Consider the following 15,858-nt stretch of genomic DNA (forward strand, 5'->3'; position numbering starts at 1 on the left):
CCTTTGCCGTTGCCGGCTTATGCCGGCGCTCAGGGGCGCGGCGTGGCCGGAGCCGGGGTTGCGCCGCCGGGTGCTCCCGGAGCGCCGGGGATCGTCGGCAAGCGCGGCTGCGGCGGGGAAACGAAGCGCTGCACTTCGGAGGCGGCTTCGGTGCGCAGGCGCTGGACGAGGTCGGCCTGCGAGCGCCGGGTCAGGAAGTCCTCGATCTGGCCGCGGACCTGCTCGAAGCTCGGGATCGCCCGCTGGCGGCGCTCCTCGACCTTGATGATGTGCCAGCCGAACTGGGATTTCACCGGGGCTTCCGACAACTGGCCCGGCTGCATGGCGAAGGCGGCCTCCGCGAATTCGGTGACCATCTGGCCCTTGGTGAAGAAGCCGAGGTCGCCGCCGTTGCGGGCGCCGCCCGGGTCCTTCGACTTCTCCTTGGCGATCGCCTCGAAATCGCCGCCGCCGCGGATCTGGGCGATGAGTGCCTTCGCCTCTTCCTCGGTCTCCACCAGGATGTGACGGGCGCGCACCTCCTCCTCGGGCGTGATGCGGGCGCGCTGCTCGTCATAGATCTTGCGCATGGCGTCCTCGGTCACGCGCTCGCGCGTTTCCGCGTTGAGCAGCGTCTCGACCAGCAGCTTGTTGCGGTAATAGGCCATGCGGCGGGCGAAATCCGGCCCGTCCTGGATGCGGCGCTGCTCGGCGGCGCGTGCGGCGAGCGTCAGGTCGATGACGAAGCTGAGCAGATATTCGCGCTTCTGCTCGGGGCTCATCTGGGCGGTCTGCTGGCCACCGATGTCCTCCTCCGCCGCGTCGAGGTCGGCCTGGCGGATCTCGACGCCGTGGACGCGGGCCAGCACACCGTCGGCGGGCGTCGGCAGGGCGGCGGCCGGTGCCGGGGTGGCAGGCGCCGGGGCGGCAGTTGCCGGCGGGGTCGCGGGAGCCGGCGTCTGCGCGGCAAGGGGACCGGAGAGCGCCAGGGACAGTGCGGCCAGGGCAAAAGCGGCCGGGGCTAGGGGCAGGCGAACGGTCATCGGTCGGGGCCTTTGAATGGCAGGGAAGCGTGCCTTCGCCGGGACTTGTGGCGCTTTGAAGGTCAGCACGGCCGGGGTGGCCGGCCGGCATCGGGTCCGGCGAGCCGACATTGGCAGGAATGCCCGTTTCGCGCTGAATTGACAACCCTTGCCCCCGTTCATATCTCTCGCTGGTTTCCGGCTCGAAAGCGCTCCGTGGCGCGCGAGGGCCGGGAATGCATCCCGACGGGTGAGGAGGATGGGGCGCACGGTGCGTCCTGCCGCCCCGACCTGCGGGGTCGCGCCGCGGATCGATTGAACCTGAACCCTGCTCACTGCGACCCACGGGTCGCTGCGGCCCAAGGGTCCCGGCCTTCCTCCCCGCCCGGCCCCAGTTGAAGGAACGCACATGTTCGGCGCGCTCGCCCGCAAGATTTTCGGCAATGGCAATGACCGGCGCGTGCGGGGCTATCGCCCCCGGGTGGAGGCCATCAACGCCCTGGAACCGGAACTCGCCAAGCTTTCCGACGAGGCCCTGCGCGCGCGCACCCAGGCCTTCCGGGCCGAACTCGCCGCCGGCAAGAGCCTCGACGATCTGCTGGTTCCCGCCTTCGCCACGGTGCGCGAGGCGGCCAAGCGGGCGCTCGGACAGCGCCATTACGACGTGCAGATGATCGGCGGCATGGTGCTGCACGAGGGCGCCATCGCCGAGATGAAGACCGGCGAGGGCAAGACGCTGGTGGCAACCCTTGCGGTCTATCTCAACGCCCTGCCGGCCAAGGGCGTTCATGTGGTGACGGTGAACGACTACCTTGCCAGCCGCGACGCCGAATGGATGGGCCAGATTTACGGCTTCCTCGGCATGACCACCGGCACCATCGTGCATGGTCTCGACGACGACCAGCGCCGCGCGGCCTATGCCTGCGACATCACCTACGGCACCAACAACGAGTTCGGCTTCGACTATCTTCGCGACAACATGAAATATTCCGTCGCGGAGATGGCGCAGCGCGGCCATGCCTATGCGATCGTGGACGAGGTGGACTCCATCCTGATCGACGAGGCGCGCACGCCGCTGATCATTTCCGGTCCGCTCGACGACCGTTCCGATTTCTACGGCACGATCGACACCTTCATTCCGAACCTCGACAAGGGCGACTACGAGGTCGACGAGAAGCAGCGCACCTGTGCGCTGACCGAGAGCGGCAACGAGAAGATCGAGCGGCTGCTGAAGGAAGCCGGTCTGGTGAAGGGCGAACTCTACGACGTGGAGAACGTCTCTACGGTCCATCACGTCAACCAGGCGCTGAAGGCGCACCGGCTGTTCCAGCGCGACAAGGACTATATCGTCCGCAACGGCGAGGTGGTGATCATCGACGAGTTCACCGGCCGCATGATGCCCGGCCGGCGCTATTCGGAAGGCCTGCACCAGGCCCTGGAGGCCAAGGAGCGCGTCCAGGTCCAGCCGGAGAACCAGACGCTCGCCTCGATCACCTTCCAGAACTATTTCCGCATGTACAAGAAGCTCGCCGGCATGACCGGCACGGCCTCCACCGAGGCTGACGAGTTCATGGACATCTACAAGCTGCAGGTCGTCGAGATCCCGACCAATCGCGGCATCGCCCGTCTCGACGAGGACGACGAGGTCTACAAGACGGTTCCCGACAAGTTCCAGGCGATCATCGGCGAGGTGGCCGCGGCCCGCGCCAAGGGCCAGCCGGTGCTGGTCGGCACGACCTCCATCGAGAAATCGGAGACGCTGGCCGAGATGCTTAAGGCCCACGGCTTCAAGCAGGTCAACCTCGAGGACCCGGAGGCCTTCGCCCCGCTCTATGACGGCGACCAGGGCACGGATGCGGAGAAGGTCTTCGCCGTGCTGAACGCCCGCTATCACGAGCAGGAGGCCTTCATCGTCTCCCAGGCCGGCGTGCCGGGCGCCATCACGATCGCCACGAACATGGCCGGCCGCGGCACGGACATCCAGCTCGGCGGCAATCCGGACATGCGCATCCGCCACGAACTCGGAGGTCTTGAGGACGGGCCGGAGAAGGAGGCGAGGGCCGAGGCGATCCGCGCCCAGGTGGCGGAGCTGAAGCAGCGCGCGCTGAAGGCCGGCGGCCTCTACATCATCGGCACGGAGCGGCACGAGAGCCGGCGCATCGACAACCAGCTGCGCGGCCGCTCCGGCCGCCAGGGCGATCCCGGTCGCTCCAAGTTCTATCTGTCCCTGCAGGACGACCTGATGCGCATCTTCGGGTCGGACCGGATGGAGGGGATGCTGACCAAGCTCGGCCTCAAGGAGGGCGAGGCGATCGTCCATCCGTGGATCAACCGGGCGCTGGAAAAGGCGCAGCAGAAGGTCGAGGCGCGCAACTTCGACCTGCGCAAGAACGTGCTGAAATACGACGACGTGGCCAACGACCAGCGCAAGGTCATCTTCGAGCAGCGCATCGAGCTGATGAGCCAGGACGACCTGTCCGACATGATCGGCGACATGCGCCACGGCGTGGTCGAGCATCTCGTCCAGACCCATATCCCGCCCGACGCCTATGCCGAGCAGTGGGACACCAAGACGCTCAAGGAAGAAATCTGGCGCGTGCTCAACCTAGACCTGCCGATCCCCGAATGGGCGCAGGAGGAGGGGATCGCCGACGAGGAGGTGATCGAGCGCATCAACAAGACGGCCGACGAGATGATGGCCGCCAAGGCTGCCCGCTTCGGGCCGGACATCATGCGCCAGATCGAGAAGGCGGTGGTCATGCAGGTGCTCGATCACCTGTGGCGCGAGCACATCGTCCAGCTCGACCATCTGCGGCAGGTGGTGGGCCTGCGCGGCTATGCCCAGCGCGACCCGCTGAACGAGTTCAAGTCCGAGGCGTTCCAGCTGTTCGAGGCGCTGATGCAGCGGCTGCGCGAGATGACGACGCAGCAGCTCGCCCTCGTCGAGCTGCAGGAGCCGCCGCCCATGCCGGAACTGCCGCCGATGAGCGCGCACCATATCGACGCGACCACCGGCATGGACGAATTCGCCCAGATGGGCGCTTCGGCGGGCGGCTTCTCGGCAGAGGCGGCGGGCGGCGCGGCGGTTGCCGAGCGGAACCCGAACGATCCGCGCAGCTGGGGCAAGGTCGGCCGCAACGAACCCTGCCCCTGCGGGTCGGGCAAGAAGTTCAAGCACTGCCACGGGCAGTTCATGTGAGGCGGCGGCGGCCGCGCCGTTCAACGTGCGGCGGGCCGGAAACCACCGGCGATCGAGGAGCCGGACCGGTCGCCGATCCTTCTTGACCGCAATCCCGGCGCGCCCTAAAAGGCGCGCTCGCGGGCGGGGCTGTAGCTCAGATGGGAGAGCGCTGCAATCGCACTGCAGAGGTCGGGGGTTCGAATCCCCCTAGCTCCACCAGCCCGCTCATCGACGAAGCCCGGTCCGTTGGCCGGGCTTTTGTTTGTCTCCGGCAGGTCTGCGGTCCGGCCGTTCGGGCGCCCTGAGGAAAGGGTCCGGCCGCCGCCGACCGTGACCTTGGGGCCTTGGCCCGAAGGTCCTTGCTTGAGCTTTCGCCCAAAGTCGGGACTATGCGAGCGCTTCCCGGTCGTGCGTCGTCGAGGTCCGGTGGGACGGGGAGCCTTTCAAGGCATTGACCTCGCACGATCAGCGGCAGGCCGCTCACGCCGCCGGTCGATCAGGCCTCCGCCAGGCATTGCACGCGACGAGGTGGCATGACGGCAGACGCTCCGCTGACCGAGGCCCGGCCTGCTCCTGCGGCCATTGATGCCTGTCCGGTTTGCCGCGCGCGCGGGTCACAGCCGTTCCTGTCGGTGGCGGGGCGCGACTACCGGCGATGCGGGACCTGTGCGGCCCGGTTCCTCGATCCGCGTCACCTGCCATCGCGCGAGGCGGAACAGGCCCACTACCTGCATCACGAGAACGATCCGGACGATCCGGGCTATCGCCGTTTCCTGTCGAAGCTCGCGATCCCGCTGCTCGCGCGGCTGCCAATGGCGTCACGGGGGCTCGATTACGGTTGCGGGCCCGGCCCGGCGCTGGCGGCCATGCTGCGCGAGGCCGGCCATTCGATGGCGCTCTACGATCCGCTTTTTCACCCCGATCCCGAGCCGCTGTCGCACAGCTACGACTTCGTGACCTGCACCGAGACCGCGGAACATTTCCACCGGCCTGCGGAGGCGTTTGCCGGGCTCATGTCGCTTGTCCGGCCGGGCGGCTGGCTTGCCGTCATGACCTGTTTCCAGACCGACGATGCCCGGTTTCAGGACTGGCACTATCGCAAGGACCCGACCCATGTCGTCTTCTATCGCGAGGAGACGCTGCGCCATCTGGCGGCGGCCCGCGGCTGGCGTTGCGAGGTTCCGGTCAAGGACGTGGCGCTGATGCAGAGGCCATCCGCCCAGGAGGACGCCGGATGACGTCATTGCTGCATGAACAACGCCTGGCGGATGCCTGCGAGGCCGTGCGGCAGTGCGGCGCGCGCAGCGTCCTCGATCTCGGCTGCGGCGATGGTGACCTGCTGGTGAGGCTGGCGTCCGAGCCGCAGATCGAACGGATCGTCGGTGTCGATATCTGCGCGGCATCGCTTCAGCGGTTGCGCGCCCGCCTCGAGGCGCTGGGCGTCAAGGCGACGGGGCATGTCGAACTCGTCCACGGCTCGATGATCACGAACGGGGCGGCCTTCAAAGGCTTCGACTGCGCCGTGCTGATCGAGACGATCGAGCATATCGACCCTGACCGGCTGTCGGTGCTGGAGCGGACTGTCTTTGCCGAGATGCGTCCTCGGACGGTCATCATCACGACGCCGAATGCGGAGTTCAACCGGCTGCTCGACGTGCCGCCCCACCGGTTCCGGCATCCGGACCATCGCTTCGAATGGGACCGGGCGAAGTTCCAGCGATGGGCCGAAGGCGTCGCCGGCCGCAATGGCTATCGGGTCGCCTGCCGCGACAGTGCAGGCTGCCACCCGACCCTCGGCGGAGCCAGCCAGATGGCGCTGTTCGCCGTGGCCGCGCACCATGCCGGCAGCGTCCAGGCCCGGGAGGCCGGCCGCTCCGGCCCAGGCTCCTGACCCAGTCGGACGGGGCGAGGACTTGACCGGTTGTCCTGTTGTCTGACAACTAGAGGACATGGAAGGCTTCACACCCCTCAGGCCGAGTGCAAAGCTTGCCGACGAGGTCACGTCGGCGTTGGCGGCGCGCATTGCGTCCGGCGAACTGATGCCCGGCGATCGCCTGCCGGCCGAGAAGGAACTCGGTGTCTCGCTCGGGGTCAGCCGCAGCGTGGTGCGCGAGGCGATCTCCCGGCTGAAGCATGACGGGCTGGTCGAGACGCGGCAGGGCGCGGGCGCTTTCGTCGCGGGGCCGCAATCGGCCAAGAGCTTCCGCCTGCAGCCGACGGGCGCGGATGTCGCCCCCGACCTTGCCCACATCTTCGAGCTTCGGTGCGAGGTGGAGGCGGGCGCGGCGGCCTTCGCCGCCGAGCGCCGGGATGCCGCGGACCTCGTGCAGATCGAGGCGGCACTGACGGCGATCCAGCTGGCCATGGAGGCCGGCCGCGACGGCGTCGCAGAGGACAAGGCGCTCCATGTCGCGATCGCCGCAGCCTCGGGCAATCCGGCCTTCGTCCGCTTTCTCGACTTCCTCGCCAACCAGCTGGAAGAGGCCATCCGCGCAGCCCGGCTCAACAGCCTGAAGGTTGCCGGTCGGCCGATGGCGGTGCAGCGCGAGCATCGCCGGGTGGTCGAGGCGATCCAGGCTGGCGACAGCGCGGCCGCACGGACCGCCATGGCCGCGCATATCCGCGCCGCCGCACAACGACTTGGAGTCGCGCGATGAGCGTTCCTGATGAGAGTGAGAAAGGGATTCCGGAGGTCGCAGGCCCCGATCCGCGACCACGCAGGCCGCGGCTTGCCCTGCCGCCGGGGTCGGTCGACTGCCACGCGCATGTCTTCGGACCCTATGACCGCTTTCCGCTGACCCTTCCCCGCAGCTATTCGCCGCCCGCGGCCTCGCTCGATGACTATCGGGCGATGCTGACGACCATGGGCTTCGACCGTGGCGTGCTGGTCCAGCCGAGCGTCCACGGTACCGACAACCGCGCCATGGTCGAGGCCCTGCATGCCGATCCGAAGCGCCTGAGGGGCGTGGCCGTGGTCGATCCGGATATCGACGAGGCGGGGCTCGACGCGCTTGCCGCGGCCGGCGTGCGTGGGGTGCGGATCAATGTGCTTTTTGCCGGCGGAACCGAACTCTCTGCCACGGAGATGCTCGCCGCCCGCATCGCGCCGCGCGGCTGGCATGTGCAGCTGCTGGTGGATGTCGGCACCATGCCGGATTTCGCTGTTCGCTTCGGCGCCTTTCCCTGCCCCGTGGTGGTCGATCACATGGGCCATGTCGGGCCCGGCAAGGCGGCAACGGCGCCGGGATTCCGCGGGCTGCTGTCGCTCATGGAGGCCGGGCGCGCCTGGGTGAAGCTGTCGGGCGCCTATCGCGTGACCGAGGCCGGGCCGCCTTTTGCCGATGTTGCGGCTGTCGCGCGCGATCTCATCGCCGCCAATCCCGCGCGATGCGTGTTCGCCACCGACTGGCCCCACCCCGCGATCCGCTGGGACATGCCCAATGACGGCGACCTGGTCGACCTTCTGGCCGATTGGGAACCCGACGAGGCCCGACGCCGGGCGATCCTCGTCGACAATCCTCAACGCCTCTACGGCTTTGAAGACTAGTTCTGACGGACCGAAACACCAAGCAGACCAGGGAGAAACGCCATGAACAGACTTTCACGCCGCGCGGCGATGGGCATGCTCGCCGCCGCTTCGCTGTCATCCCCCGCACTGGCCCAGCAGAAGACCGCGCTCAAGCTCGGCTGGACGACTGGCGAGGGGGCCCAGGACCCCTATGCGATCGGCGCCCGGATGTTCAAGGAAGAGGTCGAGCAGCGCTCGGGCGGGCGGATCGACGTCCAGCTCTTCCCGAACCGCGCGCTCGGCGACGAGCGCCCGATGCTCGACGGCATGCGGCTCGGCACCGTCGACATGGGCATCATCACCAATGCCGTGATCGCGCAGATCGAGCCGGCCTTCCAGATCAACGACATGCCTTTCCTGTTCCGTGACGAGGCCCAGGCCCAGCGCGTGCTCGACGGGTCGGTCGGCGACCAGCTGCGCCAGCGCCTGGATACACGCGGCGTCGTGGCGCTTGGCTACATGGAGGGGGGCTTCCGCCACATGATCAACAACGTCCGGCCGATCAACACGCCGGACGACGTCAAGGGCGTGAAGTTCCGCGTGCTGCAGAGCCCGATCTATATCGGCCTGTTCACCTCGCTGGGCGGAACCGCCGTGCCGATGGCCTGGGGCGAGACCTTCACGGCCGTCCAGCAGGGCGCGGTCGACGGGCTGGAGATCCCGGCCGCCGTCATCGACGCCAACAAGTACAACGAGGTCACGAAGTTCCTGTCGCTGACCAACCACATCTATTCCATGATCGGGCTGCTCATCTCCAAGCGCGCCCACGACCGCCTGCCGGCGGACCTGAAGACCGCCGTCCGGGATGCCGCCAAGGCCGCGACCGCCAAGCAGCGAGCCCAGTCCGGCGCCAATGCCCGCCAGATCGTCGAGCAGCTCCGGACCAAGGGCATGCAGGTCAATGCCCTCCCGGACGTCGCCCCGTTCCGCCGCGCCGTCATGCCGATGTATGAGAACTTCCGCCAGCAGATCGGCGCCGATATCGTCCGGGACGCGCTGGCGGCCCAGTAAGGCGATGCCCGGACAGCTTGCCTCCAGCGCCGGCCGGCTCCTGAACGGCACCTGCGGCCTCGTTGCCGCGGTGCTGCGCTGGAGCCTGGTCGCCGCGACCGCGGTCATGCTTGCCGCGATCTTCCTTCAGGTGGTGATGCGCTACGTGTTCCTGCGCGCCCCGCCCTGGTCGGAGGAACTGGCTGTCCTGATGTTCTCGTGGGCAACGCTCGGGGGCCTTGCACTCGGCGTCAGGGAGGGCTTTCACGTCGCCCTGACGCTGCTGGTGGAGGCGCTGCCGGCGCTGGCTGCCGATATCTGGCGGCGGTTGATCGCGCTCGTCACCGCCGGCCTCGGCGCCTATCTGGTCTGGTCGGGCCTGCGCTTCCTCGACGTGACATCCGGGTCCACCTCGGCGGCCATCGAATATCCGATCGAGATCCTGAATGTGATGGCGCCGGTCTCCGGCGCGCTCATCGCCCTGTTCGGCATCGAACACGCATTCGGGCCCCGTCCGGAGCCCATGCCGGCGGAGCCCGTCCCATGAGCGTGACGACGCTGCTCCTGACGGCAGGCTTTGCCGGCCTTGTGGTGCTGGGCTTTCCCTTCGCCATCGCCATCGCGCTGGTCATCGTTGCCGTTCTGGTCGTTGCCGACATCGAGCCCGCCTTTCTGGCCCAGCAGGTGATCGCGGGGTCGCAGTCCTTCAGCCTGCTGGCCATCCCGTTGTTCATGCTGGCCGGCGAGATCATGACGAAGGGGGGCCTGTCCCAGCGCCTGGTCGATTTCGCGTCCACGCTGGTGCGGCACCGCACCGGCGGCCTTGCGATGGTGACGGTGATCGCCGCCCTCGTGTTCTCGGCCATTTCCGGTTCGGCGCCCGCCACCACTGCCGCCATCGGCGCCATCATGATCCCTGCCATGGCCGCGGCCGGCTATGACCGGGCCTTCGCCGCCTCCATCGCCGTGTCGGCCGGCGTGCTCGGTCCGCTGATCCCGCCCTCCATCGCTTTCGTGATCTGGGGCATCGTGTCCGAGCAGTCGATCGGCCGGCTGTTCCTGTCCGGCATCGTGCCCGGCTTCTCGATCGCCTTCGGGCTCCTGGTCATCTGCTGGCTGCATGCGCGCCGTGCCGGTGTGCCGCGCGGCGAAAAGGCGGACTGGGGCGAGGTGGCCCGTGCCTTCGCGCGGGGGAAATGGGCGCTGCTCTCGCCCGTCGTCGTGCTCGGCGGCATCTATGGCGGCATCTTCACGCCAACCGAGGCGGCGGCGGTCTCCTGCATCTATGCCCTGATCGTCGGCGTGCTGATCGAGCGACGCATCACCTTCTCCGACCTGCCGACCATCGTCATCCGCTCGGTGCGCACCAGCGCGATGGTGACGGCCATCATCGCGATCTCTGCCGGCTTCGGCGTGCTGATCGCCCAGGAGCGCATCGCGGTCGATTTCGCCAACTGGCTGGCCAGCAACGTCCAGGAGAAATGGCTCGCCCTTGCCGGGTTGAACGTCGCCTTCTTCCTTCTGGCGGCTGTCATGGACGAGATCGCCATCATGGTGATCCTCGGGCCGCTCCTGATCGCCATCGCGACCAAGTTCGGCATCGACCCCATCCATTTCGGTTCGATCATCGTGACCAACGTGGCCATCGGCATGGCGACGCCACCGATCGGCTATTGCCTGTTCGTCGGCATGGCGATTTCGGGTCTGTCGCTGATGCAGGTCGCCCGCGCCATCTGGCCTCAGATTCTCGTCATGGTCTTCGTTCTGATGCTGACCACCTACATTCCAGGTTTCGCCTTGCTCCTGCAGCCCCGCTAGCGCGAAGGCGGCCCTTACACCCAGCCGCCGTCGACCACATAGTGCTGGCTGGTGCAGGCGGAGGCCTCCTCCGATGCGAGGAACACCACGAAACGGGCAATCTCCTCGGGCATCAGCCAGCGCTTCAGGCACTGGGCGGCCAGCATGGCCTCCTCGCCCTCGGGCGTGACCCACAGTTCCTTCTGCCTTTCGGTGAGGATCCAGCCGGGAGCGACCGCATTGACCCGGATGCCGTAGGTGCCGAAGTCGCGGGCGAGCGACCGGGTGAGGCCGAGCACGGCGGACTTGGCTGCCGTATAGACCGCCATGCCGCCTGTCGCGCTCATCCAGGAAATCGACCCAAGGTTGACGATGGCGCCGCTGCCCGCCGCCATCATGTCGGGCAGAACCGCCTGCGCCGCGAAGAACTGGTGCTTCAGGTTCACGGCGATCCGGTCATCGAAATAGGCCGGCGTCACCTCCTCGGTCGCATGGGGCTCGTCGTGGGCGGCGTTGTTGACCAGCACGCCGACAGGCCCCAGTTCTGCACGCAGTCCGGCCACAGCCTCGCGCAGCGCCTCGATATCGGTCAGGTCGGCCGGGGCGAAGCGCACGTTGCCGCCGAGTTCCGCCGCGAGCTGGTCGCCACGCCCGGCCTGGATGTCGATGAAACCGACCTTCGCCTTCTGCCGGGCGAAGGCGCGCACGATGGCTTCACCGATGCCGCTCGCGCCGCCCGTCACAAGGACGACGCGGCCCTCGAGATCCGGATAGATTGCCCCTGATGCCACGACCTGATGCCTCCCCTGAACGCAGAGCCTTCCGCGCCGGGGTGCGATCATCCGCACGGCTTCCGGCGCAGCAGACGACGGGCATGGCCTGCGGCCCGTCCCGCCGGCACGACCCTCGCCTGCATCGGGGCCCGGCGTCCAGTCCTGCTGTCATCGGCCGACGGGATGGGCTAGAAGGCGGCGCATGACCAGCGCCCCATCCCTCCCGAAATCCGTCCACGTCGTCGGCGGCGGGCTTGCCGGCTCCGAGGCCGCCTGGCAGATCGCCGAGGCCGGCGTGCCCGTGGTCCTCCACGAGATGCGACCCGTGCGCGGCACGGATGCCCACAAGACCGACGGGCTTGCCGAACTCGTCTGCTCCAACTCGTTCCGTTCAGACGATGCCTCGACCAATGCGGTCGGGCTCCTCCATGCCGAGATGCGGCGCATGGGCTCTCTCATCATGCGCATGGGCGATGCCCATCAGGTGCCCGCGGGCGGGGCGCTTGCGGTCGATCGCGACGGCTTCTCTGCCGCGGTCACGGCGGCGCTGGAGGCCCATCCCATGGTGACGATCGAACGGGGCGAGGTCGCCGGCCTGCCGCCGGACGACTGGGACAACGTCATCGTCGCGACCGGACCGCTGACCTCGCCGGCGCTTGCCGCCGCGATCGGTGAACTCACCGGCGAGAAGGAACTCGCCTTCTTCGACGCGATCGCCCCCATCGTCCATTTCGACTCGGTCGACATGGACATCGCCTGGTTCCAGTCGCGCTACGACAAGGCGGGCCCGGGCGGCACCGGCGCCGACTACATCAATTGCCCGCTCGACCGCGACCAGTACGAGGCTTTCATCGACGCGCTTCTGGCCGCCGAGAAGACCGAATTCCGGGAATGGGAGGGGACGCCCTATTTCGACGGCTGCCTGCCCATCGAGGTGATGGCCGAGCGCGGCCGCGAGACCCTGCGCTGGGGCCCGATGAAGCCTGTCGGGCTCACCAACAAGCACAATCCGACGGTGAAGGCCCATGCCGTCGTCCAGTTGCGGCAGGACAACAAGCTCGGCACGCTGTTCAACATGACCGGCTTCCAGACCAAGCTGAAATATGGCGAGCAGGCAGCCATCTTCCGGATGATTCCCGGGCTGCAGAATGCCGAGTTCGCGCGGCTTGGCGGCATTCACCGCAACACCTATCTCAACTCGCCGAAGGTGCTCGACCAGACGCTGCGGCTCAAAGCCATGCCGCGGCTGCGCTTCGCCGGCCAGATCACCGGCTGCGAGGGCTATGTGGAAAGTGCCGCGATCGGCGGCATGGTCGGGCGCTTCGCCGCGGCCGAGCGGCTTGGGCGCGACCTTGCGCTGCCACCGGTGACGACGGCCCACGGCGCGCTGATCAACCACATCACCGGCGGGCATGTGGTCACGATCGACGAGGGACCGCGCTCGTTCCAGCCGATGAATGTCAATTTCGGGCTGTTCCCGCCGCTGGCGCAGTCGCCGACCAAGGCCGAGGACGGCTCGCGGCTGCGCGGCACCGCCAAGACGCAGGCGCGCAAGAAGATGCTCTCGGCACGGGCCCTTGCCGATCTGGAAACCTGGCTCGTCGGCGGCGCAAGTCAGGTCGCAGCCGAGTAGGCGGGCGCGCTGATGGTGCGCGGGAGGCCGGGCGCCTACTGCGTCTGTGCCGTCACGCGCGTCTCGGCCCGGTCGCGGGTCATCAGCCCGTCGATCCGCTCGCGCTCGGCCCGGAAGGCGGTGAGTGTGCGGGCATCAAACTCGCGCCCGCGCGGAACGCGCACGCGCAAGGGGTCGACGAAGCGGCCGTTGACCATGACCTCGTAGTGCAGGTGAGGGCCGGTCGACAGGCCCGAATTGCCCAGATAGCCGATGACCTGGCCCTGCCGCACGCGACTGCCCTCGCTGATGCCCCGGGCGAAGCCGGACAGGTGGGAATAGGTCGTGGTGTAGCCGTTGGCGTGCTCGATCTCGACGCGGCGTCCGTAGCCTCCCGACCAGCTGGCCTTGCTGACGACCCCGTTGCCCGCCGCGACGATGGGCGTGCCGATCCGGTCGGACCAGTCCACGCCGGAATGCATCTTGAAATAGCCCATGACCGGGTGGCGGCGCATGCCGAAGCCCGAGCGCATCTGGCCGCCGGCGATGGGTTTGCGGATGAGGAACTTGCGCACCGAGCGGCCCTGCTCGTCGAAATAGTCGAAATGGTTCTCGCCCGGCACCGAGAAGCGGTAGTAGCGGCGGGTTTCACCGCCAGAGGTCAGCGAAGCGTAGAGAATGTCGCCGCGCGCGCCATCGCCCTCCTCATCGGCCGTGTAGAGCAGTTCGAACAGGTCGTTGGACCCGGCCCGACGGCTGAAGTCGATGTCATTGCCGAACAGGCGGATCATCTCGTCGATGACAGCCTTCGGAATTTCCTGGCGCAGGGCGGTCTCGTAGAGGGCGGCATAGAGGCGAAGGCCCTGGCCGGCATCCTCCTCCTCGTCGTCCTCGGCGGTCGCCGAGGCATCGTCCGGGCTGTCCATGGCCACATAGCGACCATCGTCGGACAAGGCCACGGCCGCCTCGGCCGCCGTGTCGCCCATGATGATCACGCGCACCGGCTGCAGCCGTCCTCCGGCCCCCTGGGCGAACATGACGCGCACGCGCTGGCCCTCGCGCAGGGTGATCTCGCGGCCCCCGCGGTTGAAGGCCATCGCGATCAGCCGCGCTTCCTCGCGGCTGGCGCCGAAGCCCATGACGATGCTGGTGACCGTGTCGCCGGCGCCGGCGACGGCGGCCCTGTCGGCGGGCGCCCGGGCCGGGTCGGCCGCCCGGACCTCGCGCTTGCCGACACGCATGACATTCGGCGCATCATCGGGAAGGCGGCCCTCGCGCACCTCCGGCTCGACCTCGGCCGGCGCTGCCGCCTGAGGATCGGGAGCGGTCCCGGCAAGGCCCGGGACGGGCTGGAACGCGACTTCGCGGACCCGGTCGAGAATTTCCTCCGTCGACAGCGCGAACAGACCCTGTTCGCTGAGGTTGATCGTGGAGAGGTCCCGGCTGATGACCGTCACCTCGCCATCGGTGTCCGGCTCCGACTCAACGACGCGCTGGGGCGCGTCGCCGGCCAGCAGGCGCAGGGGATTGAATGTCGGGATGTCGTATTCGCCGCTGGAGGACTGGACAAGATTGGCAACCACGCGCGTGTGAGCGCGCACGCGGATGATCTCCCTGTCGCCGACCCTGACGGTCTGCGAGACGCGGATGGTCTGGCGCGAGGTCGAGAACAGATCGGTCAGCGGGGTGAGGCGATCGCCCTTGCGCTGGAGATTGGTGGGGCGGTCGGCGGCCGGTCGCAGGTTCTGGGCCTGCGGCCGCATGACCTCGGCGGGCGCGGGCGGCCGTGTCGGGTTCTCGAGCGCCGCCCAGACGGCGCCGCCCATCAGGGCCGCGCCGCACAGGCCGGTCAGCACCGTTCCGGAGAACCAGCGCACGTTGATGCCGCGCGTCTCCAGACGTCGGCGCGTGGTTCCATCCGCGGCCATGGGCGGCTCGTCGCCGAACGCCGCACCGGGCGCTGCATTCCAGGGACGGTGCGCCTGACTGTGAGGCAACAAGCCCGATCCTCCGACTGATTGCGTGGTGGCGTCCGGCTCCGTCGGACGGCCCGGCCCGAAGCCGGCGGGACGTTGCCCGCACGGGCCCCACCCGTCAAGCGAGGCGGATCGCCACTAGCCTGCCGATTGTGGCGGCCTGCGGGCTTCGGCCCGCGTGCGTCCGCGTTATGGACCGGAATGCGCCCGGCCGGTTGGGATGAGGCCGCGTCCGAGCCGTTGGAAAAGGCCCCTGAGCACAGAGAATGGCCAGATCGGGCTCCGGCAGGCCGGATCCGGCCGGTTCACCGGCCTCCCGGGCCTGGCTAGGACAGCAAACCCACCTTGTCGAATCAGACGAAATGCGTTTGTCTGCAATCGGTTAGGTGGCGTGAAAGTGCCTGTCTTCCACAGCCGGCGAACGACCCTGTCGTCGGAACGTCATTTTTTTCGAAAGACGTGTTGACAGGCCGAAAGGGCTTGGCCTATAACCCACCCATCGACGCGGCGCCGCGCTTCAACGGCTCGACCCCGCGTCCCTTGAAGTTCTTCACCGTCATGCGATAGCATACGGCTTCTGGTTCAGCCAGAAGGGACTTTCAGTCGCCCTTGCTGTCTCAAGGGTGGGCGCCGGCTTCCGGTTCCAGTTCTTTGACAACTGAATATGGGAAAGAGAAACGTAGGCGGCGGAGTTCTTGCGGACCGGCCCTCGGGCTGGTCAAGACGAGACCTCGGCAGTGCTACGTTTCAGAGACAACCAAAGTTTTGGTCGCAAGACCTCAACTTAGGTGTGTCCTCTGTCAATTCAACGTAGTGACTTAGCCGGTTCAAGATCTCATTCAACTTGAGAGTTTGATCCTGGCTCAGAACGAACGCTGGCGGCAGGCTTAACACATGCAAGTCGAGCGCCCCGCAAGGGGAGCGGCAGACGGGTGAGTAACACGTGGGAACGTACCTTTT

The 15,858-nt window shown here is 67.8% G+C and carries 12 protein-coding genes, 1 tRNA gene and 1 rRNA gene; 11 read left to right on the forward strand and 3 right to left on the reverse strand.

Annotated elements, in window-relative coordinates:
- Positions 1 to 29 precede the first annotated feature (29 nt).
- Positions 30 to 1,022 (reverse strand): peptidylprolyl isomerase, encoded by a 993-nt coding sequence (locus ACTIFS_RS11570; RefSeq protein WP_439574243.1) that lies wholly within the window; start codon positions 1,020 to 1,022, stop codon positions 30 to 32.
- A gap of 388 nt (positions 1,023 to 1,410) precedes the next feature.
- On the opposite strand from ACTIFS_RS11570, the gene secA reads away from it, so the two are divergent.
- The 9 genes from secA (at position 1,411) to ACTIFS_RS11615 (ending at position 10,558) form a co-directional block, all read left to right on the forward strand.
- Positions 1,411 to 4,200 carry a preprotein translocase subunit SecA gene (gene secA / locus ACTIFS_RS11575; RefSeq protein ID WP_439574244.1) on the forward strand — a complete coding sequence of 930 codons (2,790 nt, stop codon included), beginning with the start codon at positions 1,411 to 1,413 and terminating at the stop codon, positions 4,198 to 4,200.
- A gap of 125 nt (positions 4,201 to 4,325) precedes the next feature.
- Positions 4,326 to 4,401: transfer RNA gene (locus tag ACTIFS_RS11580), tRNA-Ala, on the forward strand.
- A 314-nt stretch (positions 4,402 to 4,715) separates the two neighbouring features.
- Positions 4,716 to 5,420 (forward strand): class I SAM-dependent methyltransferase, encoded by a 705-nt coding sequence (locus ACTIFS_RS11585; protein ID WP_439574245.1) that lies wholly within the window; start codon positions 4,716 to 4,718, stop codon positions 5,418 to 5,420.
- Positions 5,417 to 6,073, forward strand: a complete 657-nt coding sequence (locus ACTIFS_RS11590) for a methyltransferase domain-containing protein (protein WP_439574246.1) — start codon at positions 5,417 to 5,419, stop codon at positions 6,071 to 6,073. The genes ACTIFS_RS11585 and ACTIFS_RS11590 overlap by 4 nt, the downstream gene beginning before the upstream one ends.
- A 58-nt stretch (positions 6,074 to 6,131) precedes the next feature.
- A complete protein-coding gene (locus ACTIFS_RS11595) occupies positions 6,132 to 6,839 on the forward strand; it encodes a FadR/GntR family transcriptional regulator (protein WP_439574247.1) in 708 nt (235 codons plus the stop codon).
- Positions 6,836 to 7,729 (forward strand): amidohydrolase family protein, encoded by an 894-nt coding sequence (locus ACTIFS_RS11600; protein ID WP_439574248.1) that lies wholly within the window; start codon positions 6,836 to 6,838, stop codon positions 7,727 to 7,729. The genes ACTIFS_RS11595 and ACTIFS_RS11600 overlap by 4 nt, the downstream gene beginning before the upstream one ends.
- 42 nt (positions 7,730 to 7,771) lie before the next feature.
- Positions 7,772 to 8,761 (forward strand): TRAP transporter substrate-binding protein, encoded by a 990-nt coding sequence (locus tag ACTIFS_RS11605; RefSeq protein ID WP_439574249.1) that lies wholly within the window; start codon positions 7,772 to 7,774, stop codon positions 8,759 to 8,761.
- 4 nt (positions 8,762 to 8,765) lie between these two features.
- The gene (locus ACTIFS_RS11610; RefSeq protein ID WP_439574250.1) at positions 8,766 to 9,287 is read left to right on the forward strand and encodes a TRAP transporter small permease; all 522 of its coding nucleotides are present in this window, start codon (positions 8,766 to 8,768) and stop codon (positions 9,285 to 9,287) included.
- Positions 9,284 to 10,558 (forward strand): TRAP transporter large permease, encoded by a 1,275-nt coding sequence (locus ACTIFS_RS11615; protein ID WP_439574251.1) that lies wholly within the window; start codon positions 9,284 to 9,286, stop codon positions 10,556 to 10,558. Before ACTIFS_RS11610 ends, ACTIFS_RS11615 begins: the two co-directional genes overlap by 4 nt.
- A gap of 14 nt (positions 10,559 to 10,572) precedes the next feature.
- On the opposite strand, the gene ACTIFS_RS11620 is transcribed toward ACTIFS_RS11615, so the two are convergent.
- A complete protein-coding gene (locus ACTIFS_RS11620) occupies positions 10,573 to 11,328 on the reverse strand; it encodes an SDR family NAD(P)-dependent oxidoreductase (RefSeq protein WP_439574252.1) in 756 nt (251 codons plus the stop codon).
- Positions 11,329 to 11,512: 184 nt separating this feature from the next.
- On the opposite strand from ACTIFS_RS11620, the gene trmFO reads away from it, so the two are divergent.
- Entirely contained in the window at positions 11,513 to 12,943 is a 1,431-nt protein-coding gene (gene trmFO, locus ACTIFS_RS11625; RefSeq protein WP_439574253.1) for a methylenetetrahydrofolate--tRNA-(uracil(54)-C(5))-methyltransferase (FADH(2)-oxidizing) TrmFO, read from the forward strand.
- Between the two features lie 35 nt (positions 12,944 to 12,978).
- Here the strand turns inward: trmFO and ACTIFS_RS11630 are convergent, their stop codons facing one another.
- On the reverse strand, positions 12,979 to 14,850 hold the full coding sequence (locus tag ACTIFS_RS11630) for a M23 family metallopeptidase (protein ID WP_439574254.1): 1,872 nt from the start codon (positions 14,848 to 14,850) through the stop codon (positions 12,979 to 12,981).
- 888 nt (positions 14,851 to 15,738) lie between these two features.
- On the opposite strand from ACTIFS_RS11630, the gene ACTIFS_RS11635 reads away from it, so the two are divergent.
- A 16S ribosomal RNA gene (locus ACTIFS_RS11635) occupies positions 15,739 to 15,858 on the forward strand; the annotation flags it as partial.

Origin of the sequence: Phreatobacter sp. (assembly GCF_051860605.1) — a bacterium.
In the GTDB taxonomy this organism is placed as follows: domain Bacteria; phylum Pseudomonadota; class Alphaproteobacteria; order Rhizobiales; family Phreatobacteraceae; genus Phreatobacter.